We start from the raw sequence: 19,244 nt of genomic DNA on the forward strand, positions 1-19,244 counted from the left end.
AATCATTATGGATTACGAAAAGCTTGAACAACTGAAACGCCTCCACGACAGCGGAGCGTTGAACGATGAAGAATTTGAAAAAGAAAAGAAAAAGATATTGGATGAAGAAGATGCGGGTAAACCCACAACCGTACTCCCCATGGGACTGACAGAAAATACTTATCTGGCACTGATGAACTTCGCCATGTTCATACCGTATGTAGGCTGGATTGCCCCCATTGTGCTTTGGATCATGGGCAAAGAAAGTTCCGCACCCGTCAACCGCCAAGGTAAATACATCCTGAACTGGTACATCAGTTGGTTTCTGTACGGCATCGTGCTGACGGTACTCTTCATCATATTCATGTTCAGCGGCATAGTATCCATAAGCGATATGAATTATGAAAACGACCAGAGTTCTCCATTGGCGGTCCTCTTGGGCATATTCGGCGGAGGAGTCGGAATTCTGCTTCTCCTGATACTCGGAGTAGGCTGTTTCCTGTGTCTGCTGTTCCCTATCATCGGAGGCATCAAAGGGCTGAACGGAAAAACATGGAAGTATCCGCTTTCCATACCGTTTTTGAAAGTCTCAGCTTCTGGCAACTAAAACAAGGACAGATTATGGATTACAAGAAATTGGAAGAATTAAACCGGTTGCGCCAATCAGGCGCATTGACCGACGAGGAGTTTGAACAGGAAAAACAAAAGATACTGAATGGTGAATCCCGTAAAGATACATTTGGCATTTCGGACAGCAGCTATCTGGGGTTGATAAACCTTCTGCTCCTGATACCGACATGGGGATGGATTGTTTCTATCGTCGCATGGATCATCGGCAGAGATAAATCGGAAGCCATCGCCATACAAGGAAGATACATCATCAACTGGCTGATCAGTTGGGCCATTTACATGATAATAGTAGGAATTACCCTTGCGGGAAACCTTTTTGGAGCCCTTATCGGCTCGTTGAGTTCCCCTTTAGGACTGTTAAGCGGTTCTTTCTTTACGCTAAGGGCATTACCTATTATCCTTTTATCAGCTGTTTTTTTTGTGTTCCCCATCATCGGAGGCATCAAAGGACTGAACGGAAAAACATGGAAGTATCCGCTTTCCATACCGTTTTTGAAAAGCTCAGTTTCTGACAACTAAAACCATACCGGATATGGACAACAAGAAATTAGAAGAATTAAACCAGATACGCCAATCGGATACACTGACCGTAGGGATCGACCGCGAAAAGCTGAAGTTTTCTGACGGAGAAAAAGCCCCGTCCAGGCTATCCCTTCCTCTTGGGGTAGAAGAGCATTGGTGTCTGGTACTGATGAATTTCCTGATACTGGTTCCTTTGATTGGATGGCTCGCTCCAGTTCTTTTTTGGATGAATGCCAAAAGCATATCAGCCAAAATTAACAGACAGGGAAAATACATACTGAACTGGTACATCAGTGGCATTCTGTATTTCATAGTGTTCAATATCTGTATGCGATTCAACATGAATGCTAATATGAACTTCATCAGAGAATATACCATGACAGCGGAAGGATATGATGTCAATCTCTATCCTATGTATTTTGAGAAGTTCTTTGAAAGTCCCTCAATTGCTATCGGGGGAATTTTGATTATAATTGGTTGTATAATGTTCGCACTGTCCATTTTGTTCCCCATCATCGGGGGAATCAAAGGATGGAATAAACATACATGGAAGTATCCGCTTTCCATACCGTTTTTGAAATAAACAAATAAATTACTTACTTAAATATTATTTTTAGTTATGACTAAACAGAAGAAATTCATCACATGTGATGGTAATCAGGCTGCTGCACATATCTCGTATATGTTTTCAGAAGTAGCTGCCATTTACCCCATCACTCCTTCTTCTACGATGGCTGAATACGTAGACGAATGGGCTGCCGCAGGACGTAAGAACATCTTCGGCGAAACAGTATTGGTACAGGAAATGCAATCTGAAGGTGGTGCGGCAGGTGCTGTTCACGGTTCTCTTCAGGCCGGTGCACTGACTACTACTTACACTGCTTCTCAGGGTCTTCTTTTGATGATCCCGAACATGTATAAGATTGCCGGTGAGTTCCTGCCTTGCGTATTCCACGTATCGGCCCGTACACTGGCTTCTCACGCACTGTGTATCTTCGGTGACCATCAGGACGTAATGTCTGCACGCCAGACAGGTTTCGCCATGTTGGCTGAAGGCTCTGTACAGGAAGTGATGGACTTGGCCGGTGTTGCACACCTTGCCACAATCAAAGCCCGCGTTCCTTTCATGAACTTCTTCGACGGTTTCCGTACTTCACACGAAATCCAGAAGATCGAAATGCTGGAAAACGAGGACCTCGCTCCGCTGGTTGACCAGGAAGCTCTTGCTGAATTCCGTGCCCGTGCGCTGAACCCGATGAATCCGGTTGCCCGTGGTATGGCCGAAAACCCTGACCACTTCTTCCAGCACCGCGAATCATGCAACAACTACTATGACGCTGTTCCTGCCATCGTTGAGGAATACATGAACGAGATTTCCAAGATCACAGGACGCAAATACGGTTTGTTCGACTACTACGGAGCCGAAGATGCAGAACGCGTAATCATCGCCATGGGTTCTGTAACCGAAGCTGCCCGCGAAGCTATCGACTACCTGACCAGCCAGGGCGAGAAAGTAGGTTTGGTTGCAGTTCACCTGTACCGTCCGTTCTCTGCCAAACATTTCATGGCTGCCGTACCTAAGACTGCCAAAACAATCGCAGTACTCGATCGTACAAAAGAACCGGGTGCTAACGGCGAACCTCTGTATCTGGATGTTAAAGACTGCTTCTATGGCACAGAAAATGCTCCGGTTATCGTAGGTGGTCGTTACGGTCTGGGTTCTAAAGACACTACTCCTGCCCAGATCATCGCCGTATTCAAGAATCTGGCTATGCCGATGCCGAAAAACCACTTTACTATCGGTATCGTAGACGACGTAACTTTCACATCTCTTCCTCAGGAAGCAGAAATCGCTTTGGGCGGCGACAGCATGTTCGAAGCTAAATTCTACGGTTTGGGTGCTGACGGTACGGTAGGTGCCAACAAAAACTCAGTGAAGATTATCGGTGACAACACTGATAAACACTGTCAGGCCTACTTCTCTTATGACTCTAAGAAGTCAGGAGGTTTCACTTGCTCTCACCTGCGCTTCGGTGACGACCCTATCCGTTCTACTTATCTGGTAAACACTCCGAACTTTGTGGCTTGCCACGTGCAGGCTTACCTGCATATGTATGACGTAACCCGTGGTTTACGTAAGAACGGTTCGTTCTTGCTGAACACCATCTGGGAAGGCGAAGAACTGGCAAAGAACCTGCCTAACAAAGTGAAGAAATACTTTGCACAGAACAACATCTCTGTATATTATATCAACGCAACCCAGATTGCACAGGAAATCGGTTTGGGCAACCGCACCAACACCATCCTCCAGTCTGCTTTCTTCCGTATCACAGGCGTGATCCCCGTAGACCAGGCTGTAGAACAGATGAAGAAATTCATCGTGAAATCTTACGGTAAGAAGGGTGAAGACGTTGTGAACAAGAACTACGCAGCTGTTGACCGCGGTGGCGAATACAAGACTTTGGCTGTTGACCCGGCTTGGGCTAACCTGCCGGATGATGCTAAAGTTGAAAACAACGACCCGGCATTCATCAACGAAGTGGTTCGTCCGATCAACGCTCAGGACGGAGACCTGCTGCCTGTATCTGCATTCAAGGGTATCGAAGACGGAACCTGGTATCAGGGTACTTCGAAATACGAAAAACGCGGTGTAGCTGCTTTCGTACCGGAATGGAACGCAGAAAACTGTATCCAGTGTAACAAGTGTGCTTACGTTTGTCCTCACGCTTCTATCCGTCCGTTTGTACTCGACGCAGAAGAGCAGAAAGGTGCAAGCTTCGAACAACTGAAAGCTGTAGGCAAAGCATTCGACGGCATGACATTCCGTATCCAGGTTGACGTTCTCGACTGTCTGGGTTGCGGTAACTGTGCCGACATCTGTCCAGGCAACCCGAAGAAGGGTGGCAAGGCTCTGACTATGAAACACCTTGAAAGCCAGTTGGCTCAGGCTGATAACTGGACTTACTGTGCAGACAACGTGAAGAGCAAACAACACTTGGTAGACATCAAGGCTAACGTGAAGAACTCTCAGTTCGCTACTCCATTGTTCGAATTCTCGGGAGCTTGCTCAGGTTGCGGTGAAACTCCGTATGTGAAACTGATTTCTCAGTTGTACGGTGATCGCGAAATGGTTGCCAACGCTACCGGATGTTCTTCTATCTACTCAGGTTCAGTACCTTCAACTCCATATACAACAAACGCAAAAGGACACGGTCCGGCTTGGGCTAACTCACTGTTCGAAGACTTCTGCGAATTTGGTTTGGGGATGGAACTGGCTAACGAAAAGATGCGTGCACGTATCGTGAAGTTATTCAACGAAATCCTGGCAGCCGACAATGCTCCGGCTGAAGCTAAGGAAGTATTGAAAGCATGGATTGAAAACATGTACGATGCAGACAAGACCAAAGAACTGGCTCCGCAGATCGAAGCAATCATCGAACAAGGTATTGCGGCAGGTTGCCCGATCAGCAAAGAGCTGAAAGGTCTGACTCAATACTTGGTTAAACGCAGCCAGTGGATCATCGGTGGTGACGGTGCTTCTTACGATATCGGTTACGGTGGTCTCGACCACGTTATCGCTTCGGGTAAGGACGTTAACATTCTGGTTCTGGATACAGAGGTTTACTCTAACACAGGTGGTCAGTCTTCTAAAGCCACTCCGGTGGGCGCCATCGCTAAATTTGCCGCTTCCGGTAAACGCGTACGTAAGAAAGACCTCGGTCTGATGGCTACTACATACGGTTATGTATATGTTGCACAGATCGCTATGGGTGCTGACCAGGCTCAGACTCTGAAAGCTATCCGCGAAGCTGAAGCATATCCCGGACCGTCACTCATCATCGCTTACGCTCCGTGTATCAACCACGGTCTGAAAGCCGGTATGGGTAAGAGCCAGGAAGAAGAAGACAAGGCTGTTAAGTGCGGTTACTGGCACTTGTGGCGTTACAACCCGGCTCTGGAGGCTGAAGGCAAGAATCCGTTCACGCTGGATAGCAAAGAACCGAACTGGGATGACTTCAAAGGCTTCCTGAAAGGCGAAGTTCGTTACGCATCGGTTATGAAACAGTATCCTGCAGAAGCAGAAGAACTGTTCCAGGCTGCCGAGGACAACGCTAAGTGGCGTTACAACAACTACAAGCGTCTGGCCAACCAGGCTTGGGGTGTTGCTGAATGATCTTTGATCGGATAATATAACTCTCAAAGGGGGAAGGGACTAAAATAGGTTCTTTTCCCCTTTTTTGCCAAATAGAAATGAATAGGTTTCACCACAGATTACACAGATTAACACAGAACTCTTAATTCGATATATTGACGAGATAAATTATCAATCTGTGTTAATCCGTGTAATCTGTGGTGACCCCCAAACGGAATAATTATGAACATAACCATACGACCAACCCGACTTGAAGAACTCGACCAAGTGATGCCATTCTACGAACGTGCCCGCCGCTTTATGGCTGCCAATGGCAATGCCAACCAGTGGATCAACGGATACCCCGCTTCCGACGACATCCGGCAGGACATCGAAAACGGGGACAGTTATGTATTTGTAAATGAAAACGGGGAGTTGGAAGGTTGCTTTGCTTTCATCCAGGGAGAAGATCCCAACTACAGGGTAATCAAAGACGGCGCTTGGCTCAACGATGCCCCTTACGGGGTAATCCATCGCATCGCATCCGGCGGACGGGTAAAGGGATTGATGGACTTATGCCTGGAATGGTGTTCGTCCCACTGTCCGAACCTGCGTGTAGACACTCACCGTGACAATAAAGTTCTCCAAAACATTCTCTTAAAGAACGGTTTCACCTATTGTGGCATCATTTATGTGAAGAACGGTACGGAACGGCTTGCCTACCAACGCACCTCCGTTACCCGATAGACAGAACTCAGAAGTTGGATTCCCGGACACACATATACCGCTTATGATTCAGGAATCCAGCTTTCTATCAGTTCCCGGTGTTCGTCACGCCATTTTCGGACAAGGTCTTCTTCGTCCATCCGTGCATCTTTCAATGCTTTCATCAACGAACTGATCTCTTCTGTAGTGAATTTAATATTGCTGAAAAACTTTGCCGCAAAAGGATCTTTCTCCGTAAATCCTTTCCATCCGACGACATAGATAGATTCCACATTCCCATAAGTACCTTTCGGGTCATGCAGGAACTTCAGGGGATAGCGATCGAACATCCAATGCGGTGTCCATCCGGTGATGACGATCCACGATTCTTTATCCATGGCTTTCTGCAAGGAAGCCAACATGGTAGAGCTACTGGAAGTAAGCAACTTATATCCATCGAGCCCATAGTCCGCAATAGCCTTATCCGTAGTTTTCATAATGCCCGCTCCGGCATCGATCCCGACAATCTCGGAAGAGAATTGCCCTTTATGGGAAGCAAGTTCTCCGATTGAGTCGATACTGACGTACTGAGGCACTACCAGCCCGACCCTTGCACTGTCATATACCTCACCGATAAACTCGATCTGATCGCCATACTGATCCATGTAGTCTTTCATCGTCACAGGCAGCCAGGCATCCATAAACACATCCGCTTTCCGACGCGAAACCGACGCAAAGATGGGGGCCACATCCGCATTGAGCAGTTCTACCTCATACCCCTGCTCTTCCAGCACCACTTTGGCCAGATGACTCATGGCAATGCCCTCCAGCCAGTTGGCATAGGCGATGCTTATCTTCTTTTTCCCGGTATCCGGGTTACAGGCCGTACACATCACGGCCAGTAACAACAACAAACTTCCTATTATCCTATATTTCCGCATATCGATTCTTTCTCCTTTCTATTTTTTGTTCTTACGACGAACCATCCCTTGGGTAATCCGGTCCAAAATAATTGCCAGTATCACAACCGCTATACCTCCTTCAAAGCCCAAACCGATTTTCATCTGGGTAATACCCTTCAGAACGATTTCACCCAAGCCGCCTGCCGCAATCATAGCTGCAATGACAACCATGGAAAGAGACATCATAATCGTCTGGTTCACTCCGGTCAGGATAGTGGGCAAGGCCAGAGGCAACTGCACTTTATAAAGCAGCTGCCACCGGGTGGCCCCGAACGAACGCGAAGCCTCTACCACGTTCTTCGGTACCTGGCGAATGCCAAGTCCCGTCAGCCGAATCACCGGAGGCATTGCAAAGATGATGGTGGCAAACACTCCCGGCACCACCCCCAGCCCGAAAAACAGGACGGCAGGTATCAGGTAGACAAAGGCAGGCATGGTCTGCATCAGGTCCAGTATGGGGTGTATCACTTTCTCCGCACGGTTACTGTTTGCCGTCCACACCCCGATGGGCACCCCCACGATAAGGGCGAGACAGGTAGATGACAGCACCAGTGCCAATGTCTGCATGGTGGCCTCCCAAAAGCCCATACCGTAGATAAGCAGCAACCCTAAAAGGGTGAAAACCGCCACCCCGCGCCCGGCTTTCATCCATGCCAGCAACACCATTGCAGCAATGGTCAGATAAAAGGGGATACCAAACAAGATATGCTGAAACCCATTGATAAAACTGCCGATGCCCAGATTCAGCGCATCGAAAAAAGCGGAGAAGTGTATCATCATCCAGTTGATGAGTTCTTCAATATATTGTCCTATGTTGATCATAATTCTATTGCATTTTGAATGATTTCATTGATTTCCTGTTTGTTCTTTCCGGTCACTTCGAAAATGAGCGATGACAAGGGGACGACTCCCTGAAATTCACGGCCTTCGTTCACCACCCAGATAGGAGAATTGGTTTTGGTCATCAGCGGCAGGATGTCTTCCAATATCGTATCTCCCAGCACCGAATGCACTTCTTCGCGAACGACCGACTCGATTGACTTCACCTGCTCTTTACGCAACCGGAGCAAATCCTTCAAACGCACCTCTCCCACCAACACATTGTTTGCATCTACCACAGGTAACACGGTCAGATTATGTTCGAACATTTTACGGATCAGAACTTCCGGCCCTTCTTTCTTCAACCGGGCCACGAGGGGTTTATCAACCATCACCGAAGCGGCGGTAATGATCTTGCTACGATCCACACTCTCCACGAAGCGTTCCACATAAGCATTCGCCGGCTCTGTCAGAATCTCCTCCGAAGTACCTACCTGCACCACTTCCCCATCCTTCATGATGGCAATCCGGTCACCCAGCTTGATGGCTTCATTCAAATCGTGAGTAATAAACACAATGGTCTTTTTCATTTTAGACTGTAAAGTCAGCAATTCATCCTGCATTTGTATACGGATCAAAGGATCGAGGGCAGAAAAAGCTTCATCCATCAGCAGCACTTCAGGATCGTTGGCCAGAGCACGGGCCAGCCCGACGCGTTGCTGCATCCCGCCGGACAGTTCGCTGACCATCTGATTCTCGTAACCTTTCAAACCCACCAACTGCATACTTTCCATCGCCCTGTGCTCACGTTCCTGTTTTTTCACTCCTTGCAGCTCCAGCCCGAAAGCTATGTTATGCAACACCGAACGATGGGGCAACAGTCCGAAATGCTGGAACACCATAGCCAGTTCTTTTCTCCGGATACGGAGCAGCTCTTTATCGGTAACATTCGAAATATCTCTTCCATTGATGATTACCTCACCGGAAGTAGGTTTTATCAATCGGTTGATACAACGCAGCAAAGTGGATTTCCCACTCCCCGAAAGTCCCATAATCACGAATATCTCTCCCTCCCGGACAGAGAGGTTTGCGTCTTTTACGGCAACCGTGCATCCGGTTTCCTTTAAGATCTCACTCTTACTCTTTCCTTCTTTCAACATACGCAAAGCATGCTGCTTGTCGTTGCCAAAAATGAGATACAAGTCTTTAATCGTTATTTTACTCATACATAATAGGGTTTAGATTATTAAAAAACGGACCGGGCGGCCTACACACACGAAAACAAACACTTCTTTATAGTAAAAAAGTTGATACCGGAAAACAACGGTTGTGTTGTTCCCCCGGTCAAATATGATTTCTTAACCCGGTTATTACAGACAGGATTCCTGTCAACAGATAGTTACTATATCCCGAAAGTCAAATTCACATCCATACACAGGTATTACCCAAAGATGTGTGTACGGACAATTAAATAAACAAGCCGAGCGTTCAAATAGTTCATCACATTATTTTCGATGAACACGCCGCATGTACATAAACTGCCACAAGAAAGCCGGCATCACCCCACTCAAATACTGTCGCTCTTCCACCTGTGAAGTTTAAGGTCGACACAACCGTTTTTTCGGAATGAAACACCTTCATCGGACAACAGTTGCCGTTGTTCATCCCATCCGGGCACCAATCGTCCTATGGCATTGACTACCCGATGACAAGGAAGGCTTAAACCGGCAGGTACCTGCTTCAATGCACGCCCCACCATACGTGAATATTGCGGCATCCCGAGCAAAGCGGCAATATCACCATAAGTAACAACTCTACCGGCAGGAATTTCACGCACGACACTGTATACTTCATTGCAGAAAGTTTCGGACAAATTAGATTTATTTTCTTTATAATCTTTCATAGATGTATCGCTTTTATGCAGCAGGTTCTTTTATAATCCGCTTCTTTTTAAAAACTCCGTCGGGCTTTCACCGAACTGTTCTTTGTAGCATTTCGTAAAGTAGGAAGGTGACGTAAAACCCACTTCATATCCAACCTCTGCTATCGTCATGTCCGAAGAGGCCAGCAGCGAAGCCGCTTTCTTAAGCCGTGCCATGCGAAGCAGTTCGTTCGGCGCAAAATTGGTGAGCGACTTGATCTTCCGGTAGAGCTGAACACGGCTCAGCCCCATCTCCTTGCCCAAATCTTCCACATTCAGTTCCGAATCACCCATCTTTGCTTCAATCAGGGACTTGAACCGTTCGACAAAATCTTTATCCATATCGCAGATATCCTCTTTGGCCAATGTCTGCCGGTCGCCAAAGAACTGCTTCATGCGCCGTCGCGACTCAATCAGATTGCGGATACGAGTCAGCAGCAACTGCGAACTAAAAGGCTTGGAAATATAAGAATCGGCTCCACCGGCATATCCCTGAATACGCTGCTCGTCAAGCGAACAAGCTGTCAGCAGGATCACGGGAATGTGGCAGGTCTGCAATTCCCCCTTCAACCGCCGACAACATTCGATACCATCAATCCCCGGCATCATCACATCGGAGATGATGACATCGGGAACATACTTCATCGCTTTACGGATTCCTTCGGTCCCGTCCGCAGCTTCGATGACGGAGTACTCCGAATTGAGCAATGTGTGCACATAAGCACGGATGTCAGCATTGTCGTCGATCACAAGTACAGAAGGTTTGGAGGGATCATTGAAGTTCTCCGCTTCATCCTCCCGGAGCAGGTTATCCACCCGGTCCGGAGCAGATGCCTCCACCGGAGCAGATGCCACGCCGGTCTCCGCTTCGCATGTCCGCACCGGCAAATCGACGGTAAAGACAGTTCCCTGCCGTTCGTCACTCTCCACCTCGATGATTCCGCCATGTATCTCGACAAACGCTTTTACCAGTGCCAGCCCGATACCGGAACCGGTATGATGCCTGTCGATCTTATAGAAACGGTCGAAGATGCTGCGGATATGTTCTGCCGAAATCAGACTCCCGGTATTGGCGACTGTAAAACGGAAGAAAGGAGTGCCCTCTTTCTGCAAAGCCGAAAGCCGGACAGTGACTTTACCATTCTCGGGGGTAAACTTGAACGCATTGCCCAACAGATTGAAGTAGATACGCTCCATCTTCTCAGCATCCGCCAGAGTGTGGTAATCGGCACCGGGCATGCTGTCGAACGAAAAATGGATATGCTTCCGCCGGGCGGCTGCCTGAAACGAATCGTTCCACTCTCCGAAGCACTGCAACAGGTTGAGCGGGACCGGGGTAAACTCCATCTTTCCCGTCTCGTATTTGCGAAAATCGAGTATCTGATTGACCAGACGCAACAGGATCTGTACGTTGCGCTGCACCAGCAACAACATCCTGCGCCGGTCACCCTCCAATGACGGGTCGGCCAACAACTGCTCCACCGGATCGGCAACCAGAGTGAGAGGGGTGCGGAAGTCATGTGAAATGTTGGTAAAGAAAACCAGTTTGGCATGTGTGGCTTCCTCCAGTTGATGGGAAAGTTCTATCAGTTGGTCTCTCTGCTCTTCCAGTTGCTCCTTCTGGCGGGAAAGTTCCCGGTACAGGCGATTCTTGGAACGGAGAGATTTGTACACGACAATCAACAATCCGACGATCAACAACAGGATGACAAAGCCCCCATACAGCACCACCTGCTGCGTGGCCACCCGCGAAAGATACGTCCCTACCCGGCTGTTGAGCGTCTCGATTTTTCCATCCAACTCGCTGATATGGGCTGTCTGCAATTCCATCACGTGCGCATTTACCGCGTCAACTACTGCTGTCTTCAGTTTTGTCTCCCGTTTAAAAGGTTTCTTTTGTAGAATATCCATCGCCAGCTGAACCACCTTGTCTCCTTCGGTGGGATAAATGAAGGTAGCATCCAGCACGCTGTCCAGTACCAGTTCCACTCCGTTACCCTTGCCGGGCAGAGCATCGATACCTACAAACAGCATCTCCTCCTCACGTCCCAGACGTCTGGCGGCCTGATAAGCACCGGCGGCCATACGGTCGTTCATCCCATACACGGCATCAATCTCCGGAAAACACTGCAAGAGAGAATCCATCTTTATTTCGGCAGGCTGCCTCAACCAACCCGCATCCTCCCGGGCAAGCAAGGTGATGCCCGGATACCGGCTGATGGCACTCATAAAGCCTTGGTGACGTTCGATGGCAGGAGTGGAACCGACAAGTCCGCTCAGTTCGACTACTTTTCCACGCCCCTTCAGGCGATGGGCTATGTAATTGCCGACGGCTTTGCCCAACTCGTAATTGTCGGCTCCGATGTATGCGGTATATTTATCGGAAAGTATCCTGCGATCCACCATAATCACCGGAATACCTTTATCGAAGGCCTCCTCCACAACGGGAGTGAGAGCCGTTCCCTCGTTGGCAGCCACAATAAGCAAGTCTACCTTCTGCCGGATGAAGTGACGTATATCTTCTATCTGTCGCCGGCTGTCGTCATTCGCCGTACGCGTCTCTATCTCTACGCCTCCGTAAAATAAGGCTTCGCGCTGTATCTCGTCATTCATCTTATGCCGCCAGGTATCATCACTGCATTGCGACACGCCGATGACGTACCGGGGAGCATCATGGCTACACGAGACAAGCAGTCCCGACAAAACCAGCCCAAGTAAGAAAAGTACACGTTTCATGGTTGGTTATTACATAAAAGGTTCCGGAGGCAAATATAACAATTTCCCTCCGAAATCTTCCATCCGGCCGGTTTAAAACCAAGACGGATGTGTGTCAAAACTCACCACAGAGGACACAGAGTAACACAGAGATGATTTTAAATCGTTGGTTATTAAAAAGACTCTGTGATACTCCGTGATACTCTGTGGTGAAAAGAGTTATGACACATCCCCACGACTCTATCAACCAATCAATAACCCTATATAAACCAACACATTAATCATCTAAACGATTTCTCAGAGCATCCGGTAGTACGGGCATCGCACCGCTCTGTGTACACACGTAAGCCGACACTTCCACTGCCAGTTTGTGTGCCTCGGGTATACTCTTTCCTTTCAGAACAGATGAGCAGAAAGCTGCCGTGAACGAGTCACCTGCCCCCACGGTATCGGCAACCGGCACTTTCGGGGTTTCCTGGAAAGAGACCGCACCGGGGGTAAATACATAACTACCGTTCGTACCGCATGTCAGGATCAGCATCTTCAGGTTGTACTTGGCCAACAGAATCCAGCATTTATCCTGAAGGTCGATGCCCGGATAGCCGAACATACGGCTGATGGTAACCAGCTCCTCATCGTTAATCTTCAGCACGTTACACTTCAGGAAAGATTCGCGCAACACTTCCCTGGTATAGAAACTTTGGCGAAGATTGATATCGAATATTTTCAACTGTCCGTCCATGTCGGGCATGGTGTCGAGGAAACGGTTGATGGTGGCGCGGCTCACCTCGTTGCGCTGTGCCAGCGAACCGAAACATACGGCCCGCGTGTTCAGTGCCAAACGCTTCAAATCGTCCGTGAAGGGGATATTGTCCCATGCTACGCCTTCCTTAATATCATAACACGGCACTCCTTCACCGTCAAGAGTCACCTGCACGGTTCCTGTCGGATAATTGACCCGCTCAAGCTGGTGCTTCAACTGTTTTTCCCGGAATACTTCCAGAATTTCATCCCCCAGCTCGTCATTTCCCACCGCACTGACCACACGGCTGTCAAAGCCAAACTGCGACACATGATAAGCAAAATTAGCCGGGGCTCCCCCGATTTTCTTTCCTTCGGGCAGCACATCCCAAAGTGCTTCGCCCATTCCTACGATTATATTGTTCATGGCATGAATTGGGAAGCCTCACCTCAGGAAGGTGTGTCGGAACTCGTATTCACCATAGATTACACAGATAAATATCCATTAGCTATCAACAGATTAAGTTCTCTCTGTGAAACTCTGTGGTGAATTATAACACACCCTCAAGGTTACCGCTTCATTATGGTTATTAAATAAATTACTTTCTGATTCTCAATGTATAGAACATCAGATAGAGTACCCCGACCGTCATCACGGCCACGGCTCCGCTCTGTCCCACTGCATCCGAAGCCACTCCCATTGCCAGCGGGAAGATGGTTCCTCCGAAAAGTCCCATAATCATCAGGCCGGAAACCTCGTTCTTCTTGCCCGGCATATAAAGTAATGCCTGCGAGAAGATGATAGGAAATACATTGGAATTTCCAAACCCGATCAGGGCGATACAAACGTAAATCATCGTCTGATCCTGGAAAATAAACAACCCTGCCATAGCCGCCAGCATACACAACACGCTGATGGCGAAGAAGGTTTTGGCTGCCATCTTCTGCAAAACAAATGCCCCCAGAAAACAACCTGCCGTACGGAAGATGAAGTAGAGACTGGTTGCAAACCCGGCATCTGCCAGAGTCATGCCCAGACGTTCCATCAAAATCTTCGGTGCTGTGGTATTGGTGCCGACATCGATCCCGACATGGCACATAATACCCAGAAACGAGAGCAGGATGAAAGGTTTGTCCAGCAAAGCCAGACACTGCCCGAAAGTGGAGGGCTTACCCTCTTCAGGCTCCTCGGTGATCTGCGTGGCATTGAGCATCAGGATGGCAGCGACTGCCACCACCATGTAGATGGGGAACAGTACCCGCCAGCCTAAATCGAAGGTAGGGATAGCCTGCGTAGCTCCCCACATAGCGATGTAAGGGGCAAGGAAAGAGGCAATGGCCTTTACGAACTGCCCGAAAGTAAGGGTGCTTGCCAGGCGTTCACCGCTCACGATGTTGGAAAGCAGCGGATTGAGTGATGTCTGCATCAGTGCGTTGCCGATTCCGAGCAACGAGAAAGAAACCAACATCAGCAGATAGCTGTCGCCAAAGACAGGCAGCAGCAACGATGCAAAGGTGATCAGCAGACTAAGCAACACGGTCTTTTTACGCCCGATGCGGTTCATCAGCATTCCCGTAGGCACCGAGAAGATCAGAAACCAGAAGAACACGAGCGACGGAAAGATATTTGCCTGTGAATCCGTCAGTCCTAAATCTGCTTTCACATAGTTGGAGGCAATGCCCACCAAGTCTACGAATCCCATGGCGAAGAAGCAGAGCATCACCGGGATAAGTTTCATGTAAGAGTTGTTTTTGGTATTTTCCATGATATGTTAATTTAAAAAAAGCAGATTTAAGCTACAGCCTGTACACCTTGCACTGGCTGACCTTGAAAGCTCCCCCACGGCTGTAGAAACTCATCTGGTTATAGGGAGTTGTGGGGAATATCAGGTTTGTCATGGCAATCTTTCCACCGTTCAGAAAGATTTCCACCGAACATTTATCAACAAAGATATCCAGTTTATAGCTGTCGGCCTTCTTCACCGGAGCCCAGGTACCCAAGGCAAAATCGTCCACATAGTTGATGGAGTTCTGCTTCCGGCGGTCGTGTGCCTCGATGGCATGAGGGGCGCTGTCCTTTCCGAAATCTACAATGCCGCTCTTAGTGCGGTCCATCACCAGTTTCTTCTCCGGAAGGCTGATATAGATATCTACATTCTCCCCTTTCTCATTAAACAGTTTCAGTCCCATGATTTCCGCCGAACCGGCAGCCAATTCCAGCTCTATCTCGTAAGCTCCCCGGTTATCGGCCAGCAGTGAATCCACATGATAGGCGTCCGCCACCTCAAAGGCCGGAATCTCCCGCGACTCCTTACGCAGCGACTTCGTCTCTTCCACCGGAGCGGCAGCCATATAGATATCTCCATCCTGAGTATAAAGGCTCAGTTCGCGAGGCAACGCATTGGCACTACGGAACTGGCGGGTAGGCACAATATTGGCATACTGCCAGTTGCTCATCCAAGGCACGGCAATCGTACGGTCACCCGTATTCGAGAAGCAGACAGTCGCATAGTGATCTTTTCCCCAGTCGAGCCACTTCACAGTTTCCGGCTTATTGTCGCAAACAAATTTCTCGCCGTCAAAATCACCGATAAAGTACTGAGTGGCACTTCCACCGAAGTAGCATCCCGGATTCACGTTGACTATCAACGCCCATTTCTTATGATTCGGATCACCGTCCACCGGAAGTTCCACCATATCGGGACACTCGAACTGACTGGGCTGAACACCGTAGCCTTCGCCCCAACCGCTCATATATGTCCAGTCCTTCAAGTTCAGTGACGAATAGAAACGCATCTCTTTATCGGCCGATACCACCATCACCCACTTCTGATCCGGAACATACCAGAACACTTTCGGATCGCGGAAGTCCTTCAATCCGTCAAACGGAGTCAGGATGGGGTTCTTTTCATATTTGGTAAACGTACGACCGTTATCGGTGCTGTAAGCCATACACTGTATCTGTCCGTTCTTGTCACTGGCCGAGGTATAGAAAGAAACGATGGTACCTGCGCCGTAACCGGCTGTATTGGCATCGTCCACCACCGAACTTCCGGAGAAGATATGCCCTAACGTATCGCGGGCAAGCGCCGGTTCCAGATGTTCCCAGTGTACCAGATCCTTACTTACCGAATGCCCCCAGTGCATGTTGCCCCACATAGAGCCGTAAGGGTTATACTGATAGAACAGATGATATTCGCCATCCTTGTATACCAGCCCGTTGGCATCGTTCATCCATCCGTAAAGCGGAGTATGATGATAGACAGGACGGTATTTGTCCGTATTGGCAGTATCAAACGTATCCGAGAGTTTGAGCTCTTTCCAGCACAAGGCATCTTTCGGTAAGTGGCGGATGCGCACAGCTACTTTTTTCTCTCCTTCAGGTAAGGCGTAAGGGACGAAATAGTCCACCTTCGCCCTCGACAGGCGCACGTCCATCTCTACCGGAACCGAATCTGACGCAATGCAAACCTGCGCTTCGGGAGTCTGTTCTTCGATGGGCAAAAGTAAATATCGGGTAGGATTTGTAATATGAATTACGGTAAGGCTGTCGCCTTCTTGTTCAAATGTCATTTCAGATTGTGAGCTCTGACAAGACGAAATTCCGAGTAAAACAGCCAAAGCGCCGATCACTCTTCTACTTACATTCATAAAAGTTGTTTTCATGATAACAGGATGTTTTTATTAGTAATGCAATAGCTGTGTTTACGATGGCAAAAATAGCGGAGTTATCTGCCACCGGCTATTATTTTTGTTTCAAATAGTATAACGATTGATACCAAACCGCGTCAGAAACGAATGCTGGCAGCAAATTCCACGGTAAACGGACGAATATAGCTGCCTGCCATCCAATGACCGTTATAGGATGCCGCGTCTTTTTTGTCCACCAGTTCGGCACCGGCAATACTTCCTTTGGCTCCGGTCTGATTGAGGAAATTAACGACTGTGGCACTCAATGCAAGATGTTTGTTCACCGTCCAGTTGACACCACCGAAAGTTTCCCAACGCCCGTTGAAGTAGTAAGCATTTTTAATGTTAGCGTACGTCTTGCTGAAATAGCGGAAGCTGGCCCAGACTCTGAGGTCGTTCGTAATGTTGTAGCTGGGATCGAGTTCGACAAGCACTTTCGGAATCTCCGTCACAATATTTCCCGTGGCATTGATTTCACCTATCGTACCGTCCTTGAAAGTCACACTCGTTTCATATTTCTTGTAAGTCGGGCTTTGGTAGGTAAACAGGAAATGGAAGTTGAAGCCTTTGAACGGTTTGATCACTGCATCCGTCGTCCAGCCGATGGTCTTGATGTCATAACTCAACGGAGCGGCAAGAATCTCGGTCCGGTCATTCGGGTTAATCAGATTGAGCGTCGAGTTATTGTTTGTTTTCGAAATGTAGGAAAACAGAGAAGTCAGGCTAATCCAGTTCGTGTTATAATAGACCCCGGCACGTCCCAGGGGAACGGATATTTTATCGGTATTGGGCATTGTGGCAGGTGCAAAGTTCGACAAACCGGGACGTTGTGTATTGTAAGTAAAGTCGGCGGTGAAACCGAACTCCCGGGTCAGTTTATAGGTAGCGGCGGCAGTGAATGCCATGTTCATCCAGTCGTAATCGAAAGGGCGGGGTGTAATCCTGACTCCTTTATCGGATACGGCGCCCAGATAATAATCTGCGAAACGGCCTACGGCATTTCCTTCTGCGTCATACACAGCCGCATTCTCTCCTTCCAGATGCTGCCATTCCAGACGTGCACCATAATATACATTCCATTGGGGAGAAATATCCCAGTCGTGGGTGGCATAAACAGCTAACTTGTTTTCGTGCCCTTTGTAGTATTCCGAAGCATTCTTATTGAAATCGTAGTACACGTCGTCCGTATTCCCCTCACGCACCAGACGCTCGGGATACTCTTCTACCGTATGGTCGTACATGGTTGTGTTCGAAGCATAATCCACTTTGTAGTGCCATTCGTTCACACCGAGCCTCCAGGTCATATTGCGATATTGGCGTGAAAGTTCGGAAGTGGCGAAGAACTCGTCAATCGTCCCCCGGTTAAAGCAAGACATGCGACTTTGCACATACCCTTCATACGGTTTCAACGTACCGTCCGTTCCTTTCAGAAAATAGCCGGCGGAAGCATCCTTCTGTTCCATGGCCATCGGGGTCTGATAGACATACGAACCCAAGGCATGATCATACTTCAGGTTAACCTTCCAGTTCAGACCGTTGTCCCAAGTATAGGTATTGAGCAAAGTCAACTGGTTTCCTTTATTCAGAGTGGCATCATAAAGATTGGTCTTTTTCAGCTCCCCCGTACGCATATCACGATAAACCATTTCTCCCGTGGCAGGCAGGTAAGAACTTGTTCCGAGGCTGAATCCCAGTATTTCTTTCACGCTGCCGTCTCCAACATAGATGAAAGGAGCGGAAGTCGTTTCATTACTCGGCCAACGGCTGTTGCTGTAATGATAGATGGCCGACAGCTGTCCGCGCCCTTCGCTATAATTCTTGGTCAAGGCTGCTTTATAGATTTGAGTGCGGTCCTGATTGGAAGTAAAGCGCAGTTTGAAACTGCCCGGGTCAAAGTTCTGGTAGACACTTCCACTGTAAAACCAGCCTTTCCCCATACCACCGCTGATATTGGCATCGAACTGCTGCTTGCCAAAGTGGTTGGTACTGTAATTGACGATTCCACGGAATTTCTCAGTTCCCAACTGAATAAAAGAGTTTACGGCATAGCCGATATTTCCGGTAGTAATAGCGGTTTCGGAGATTTTTAGCAGCCCGACGTGTCCGAGACTGCTGTCTCCACGCCAGTGCGTATTTACGTTATGCGGATTAGAGGTATAGACTACAGGAAGTCCGTTTTCGAGTACGTTTACGTCTCCACCAGGCAGGCCGATAGAGATTTCGCGGGGACCATTGGCGCTCGAAGCGTTCAGCATAACGTTGCGATTGCCTTCTTCTTTCGATCCGGAAGGTGTCCGGGAAGATTCTTTCTTTTCTTGTGCGGTTGTGAAGCCGGCCATCAGGAAGCAAGCCAGCAACCAAACAGCCCTTTTTTTGTTCTTCATCATGGTACTTAAATTTTTTAGTTGATTGAGATTGTTTTGATGCC

General features: G+C 48.5%; 13 protein-coding genes and 2 pseudogenes. 5 read left to right on the forward strand and 10 right to left on the reverse strand.

What is annotated here, in order from left to right:
- The first annotated feature begins 7 nt into the window (after nucleotides 1–7).
- The 5 genes from DBK98_RS20060 (at nucleotide 8) to DBK98_RS20080 (ending at nucleotide 6,010) form a co-directional block, all read left to right on the forward strand.
- Nucleotides 8–586, forward strand: coding sequence for a DUF4870 domain-containing protein (locus DBK98_RS20060; RefSeq protein WP_032535695.1), 579 nt, complete (start codon nucleotides 8–10; stop codon nucleotides 584–586).
- Nucleotides 587–600: 14 nt separating this feature from the next.
- Nucleotides 601–1,128, forward strand: a complete 528-nt coding sequence (locus tag DBK98_RS20065; RefSeq protein ID WP_005807718.1) for a DUF4870 domain-containing protein — start codon at nucleotides 601–603, stop codon at nucleotides 1,126–1,128.
- Between the two features lie 13 nt (nucleotides 1,129–1,141).
- The gene (locus DBK98_RS20070) at nucleotides 1,142–1,714 is read left to right on the forward strand and encodes a DUF4870 domain-containing protein (protein WP_005807719.1); all 573 of its coding nucleotides are present in this window, start codon (nucleotides 1,142–1,144) and stop codon (nucleotides 1,712–1,714) included.
- Nucleotides 1,715–1,750: 36 nt separating this feature from the next.
- Nucleotides 1,751–5,305, forward strand: coding sequence for a pyruvate:ferredoxin (flavodoxin) oxidoreductase (gene nifJ / locus DBK98_RS20075; RefSeq protein WP_005807720.1), 3,555 nt, complete (start codon nucleotides 1,751–1,753; stop codon nucleotides 5,303–5,305).
- Nucleotides 5,306–5,506: 201 nt separating this feature from the next.
- Complete coding sequence (locus tag DBK98_RS20080; protein ID WP_032535693.1) at nucleotides 5,507–6,010, forward strand: acetyltransferase; 504 nt, start codon at nucleotides 5,507–5,509, stop codon at nucleotides 6,008–6,010.
- 41 nt (nucleotides 6,011–6,051) lie between these two features.
- On the opposite strand, the gene DBK98_RS20085 is transcribed toward DBK98_RS20080, so the two are convergent.
- From DBK98_RS20085 to DBK98_RS20125, 10 genes and pseudogenes are all read right to left on the reverse strand, one after another.
- Nucleotides 6,052–6,909, reverse strand: a complete 858-nt coding sequence (locus DBK98_RS20085) for a glycine betaine ABC transporter substrate-binding protein (protein WP_032535692.1) — start codon at nucleotides 6,907–6,909, stop codon at nucleotides 6,052–6,054.
- Between the two features lie 18 nt (nucleotides 6,910–6,927).
- Nucleotides 6,928–7,752, reverse strand: coding sequence for a proline/glycine betaine ABC transporter permease (locus DBK98_RS20090; RefSeq protein ID WP_005780712.1), 825 nt, complete (start codon nucleotides 7,750–7,752; stop codon nucleotides 6,928–6,930).
- Nucleotides 7,749–8,975, reverse strand: a complete 1,227-nt coding sequence (locus tag DBK98_RS20095) for a glycine betaine/L-proline ABC transporter ATP-binding protein (RefSeq protein ID WP_005807723.1) — start codon at nucleotides 8,973–8,975, stop codon at nucleotides 7,749–7,751. The genes DBK98_RS20090 and DBK98_RS20095 overlap by 4 nt, the downstream gene beginning before the upstream one ends.
- Nucleotides 8,976–9,316: 341 nt before the next feature.
- Nucleotides 9,317–9,652, reverse strand: coding sequence for an MGMT family protein (locus tag DBK98_RS20100; protein WP_005807724.1), 336 nt, complete (start codon nucleotides 9,650–9,652; stop codon nucleotides 9,317–9,319).
- A gap of 30 nt (nucleotides 9,653–9,682) precedes the next feature.
- Nucleotides 9,683–10,447 (reverse strand): annotated as a pseudogene (locus DBK98_RS23680) (response regulator); the annotation flags it as partial.
- A gap of 90 nt (nucleotides 10,448–10,537) precedes the next feature.
- Nucleotides 10,538–12,406, reverse strand: a pseudogene (locus DBK98_RS20105) (substrate-binding domain-containing protein); the annotation flags it as partial.
- Between the two features lie 256 nt (nucleotides 12,407–12,662).
- Nucleotides 12,663–13,553, reverse strand: coding sequence for a carbohydrate kinase (locus DBK98_RS20110; RefSeq protein ID WP_005780717.1), 891 nt, complete (start codon nucleotides 13,551–13,553; stop codon nucleotides 12,663–12,665).
- Nucleotides 13,554–13,725: 172 nt separating this feature from the next.
- Complete coding sequence (locus DBK98_RS20115) at nucleotides 13,726–14,892, reverse strand: MFS transporter (protein WP_032535688.1); 1,167 nt, start codon at nucleotides 14,890–14,892, stop codon at nucleotides 13,726–13,728.
- A gap of 31 nt (nucleotides 14,893–14,923) precedes the next feature.
- Nucleotides 14,924–16,792 (reverse strand): DUF4980 domain-containing protein, encoded by a 1,869-nt coding sequence (locus DBK98_RS20120; RefSeq protein ID WP_032535687.1) that lies wholly within the window; start codon nucleotides 16,790–16,792, stop codon nucleotides 14,924–14,926.
- Between the two features lie 122 nt (nucleotides 16,793–16,914).
- Nucleotides 16,915–19,203, reverse strand: coding sequence for a TonB-dependent receptor (locus DBK98_RS20125; RefSeq protein WP_033572580.1), 2,289 nt, complete (start codon nucleotides 19,201–19,203; stop codon nucleotides 16,915–16,917).
- Between the last annotated feature and the right edge of the window lie 41 nt (nucleotides 19,204–19,244).

It is taken from the genome of Bacteroides sp. PHL 2737, assembly GCF_004115325.2.
In the GTDB taxonomy this organism is placed as follows: Bacteria; Bacteroidota; Bacteroidia; order Bacteroidales; family Bacteroidaceae; genus Bacteroides; species Bacteroides hominis.

Excerpts from the sequence above, each read along its gene's own strand:
- DBK98_RS20060 (WP_032535695.1), top strand. The coding sequence starts at position 8 with ATGGATTACGAAAAGCTTGAACAACTGAAACGCCTCCACGACAGCGGA.
- DBK98_RS20120 (WP_032535687.1), bottom strand. The coding sequence starts at position 16,792 with ATGAAAACAACTTTTATGAATGTAAGTAGAAGAGTGATCGGCGCTTTG.
- DBK98_RS20125 (WP_033572580.1), bottom strand. The coding sequence starts at position 19,203 with ATGATGAAGAACAAAAAAAGGGCTGTTTGGTTGCTGGCTTGCTTCCTG.
- DBK98_RS20110 (WP_005780717.1), bottom strand. The coding sequence starts at position 13,553 with ATGAACAATATAATCGTAGGAATGGGCGAAGCACTTTGGGATGTGCTG.
- nifJ (WP_005807720.1), top strand. The coding sequence starts at position 1,751 with ATGACTAAACAGAAGAAATTCATCACATGTGATGGTAATCAGGCTGCT.
- DBK98_RS20070 (WP_005807719.1), top strand. The coding sequence starts at position 1,142 with ATGGACAACAAGAAATTAGAAGAATTAAACCAGATACGCCAATCGGAT.
- DBK98_RS20100 (WP_005807724.1), bottom strand. The coding sequence starts at position 9,652 with ATGAAAGATTATAAAGAAAATAAATCTAATTTGTCCGAAACTTTCTGC.
- DBK98_RS20090 (WP_005780712.1), bottom strand. The coding sequence starts at position 7,752 with ATGATCAACATAGGACAATATATTGAAGAACTCATCAACTGGATGATG.
- DBK98_RS20095 (WP_005807723.1), bottom strand. The coding sequence starts at position 8,975 with ATGAGTAAAATAACGATTAAAGACTTGTATCTCATTTTTGGCAACGAC.
- DBK98_RS20080 (WP_032535693.1), top strand. The coding sequence starts at position 5,507 with ATGAACATAACCATACGACCAACCCGACTTGAAGAACTCGACCAAGTG.
- DBK98_RS20115 (WP_032535688.1), bottom strand. The coding sequence starts at position 14,892 with ATGGAAAATACCAAAAACAACTCTTACATGAAACTTATCCCGGTGATG.
- DBK98_RS20065 (WP_005807718.1), top strand. The coding sequence starts at position 601 with ATGGATTACAAGAAATTGGAAGAATTAAACCGGTTGCGCCAATCAGGC.
- DBK98_RS20085 (WP_032535692.1), bottom strand. The coding sequence starts at position 6,909 with ATGCGGAAATATAGGATAATAGGAAGTTTGTTGTTGTTACTGGCCGTG.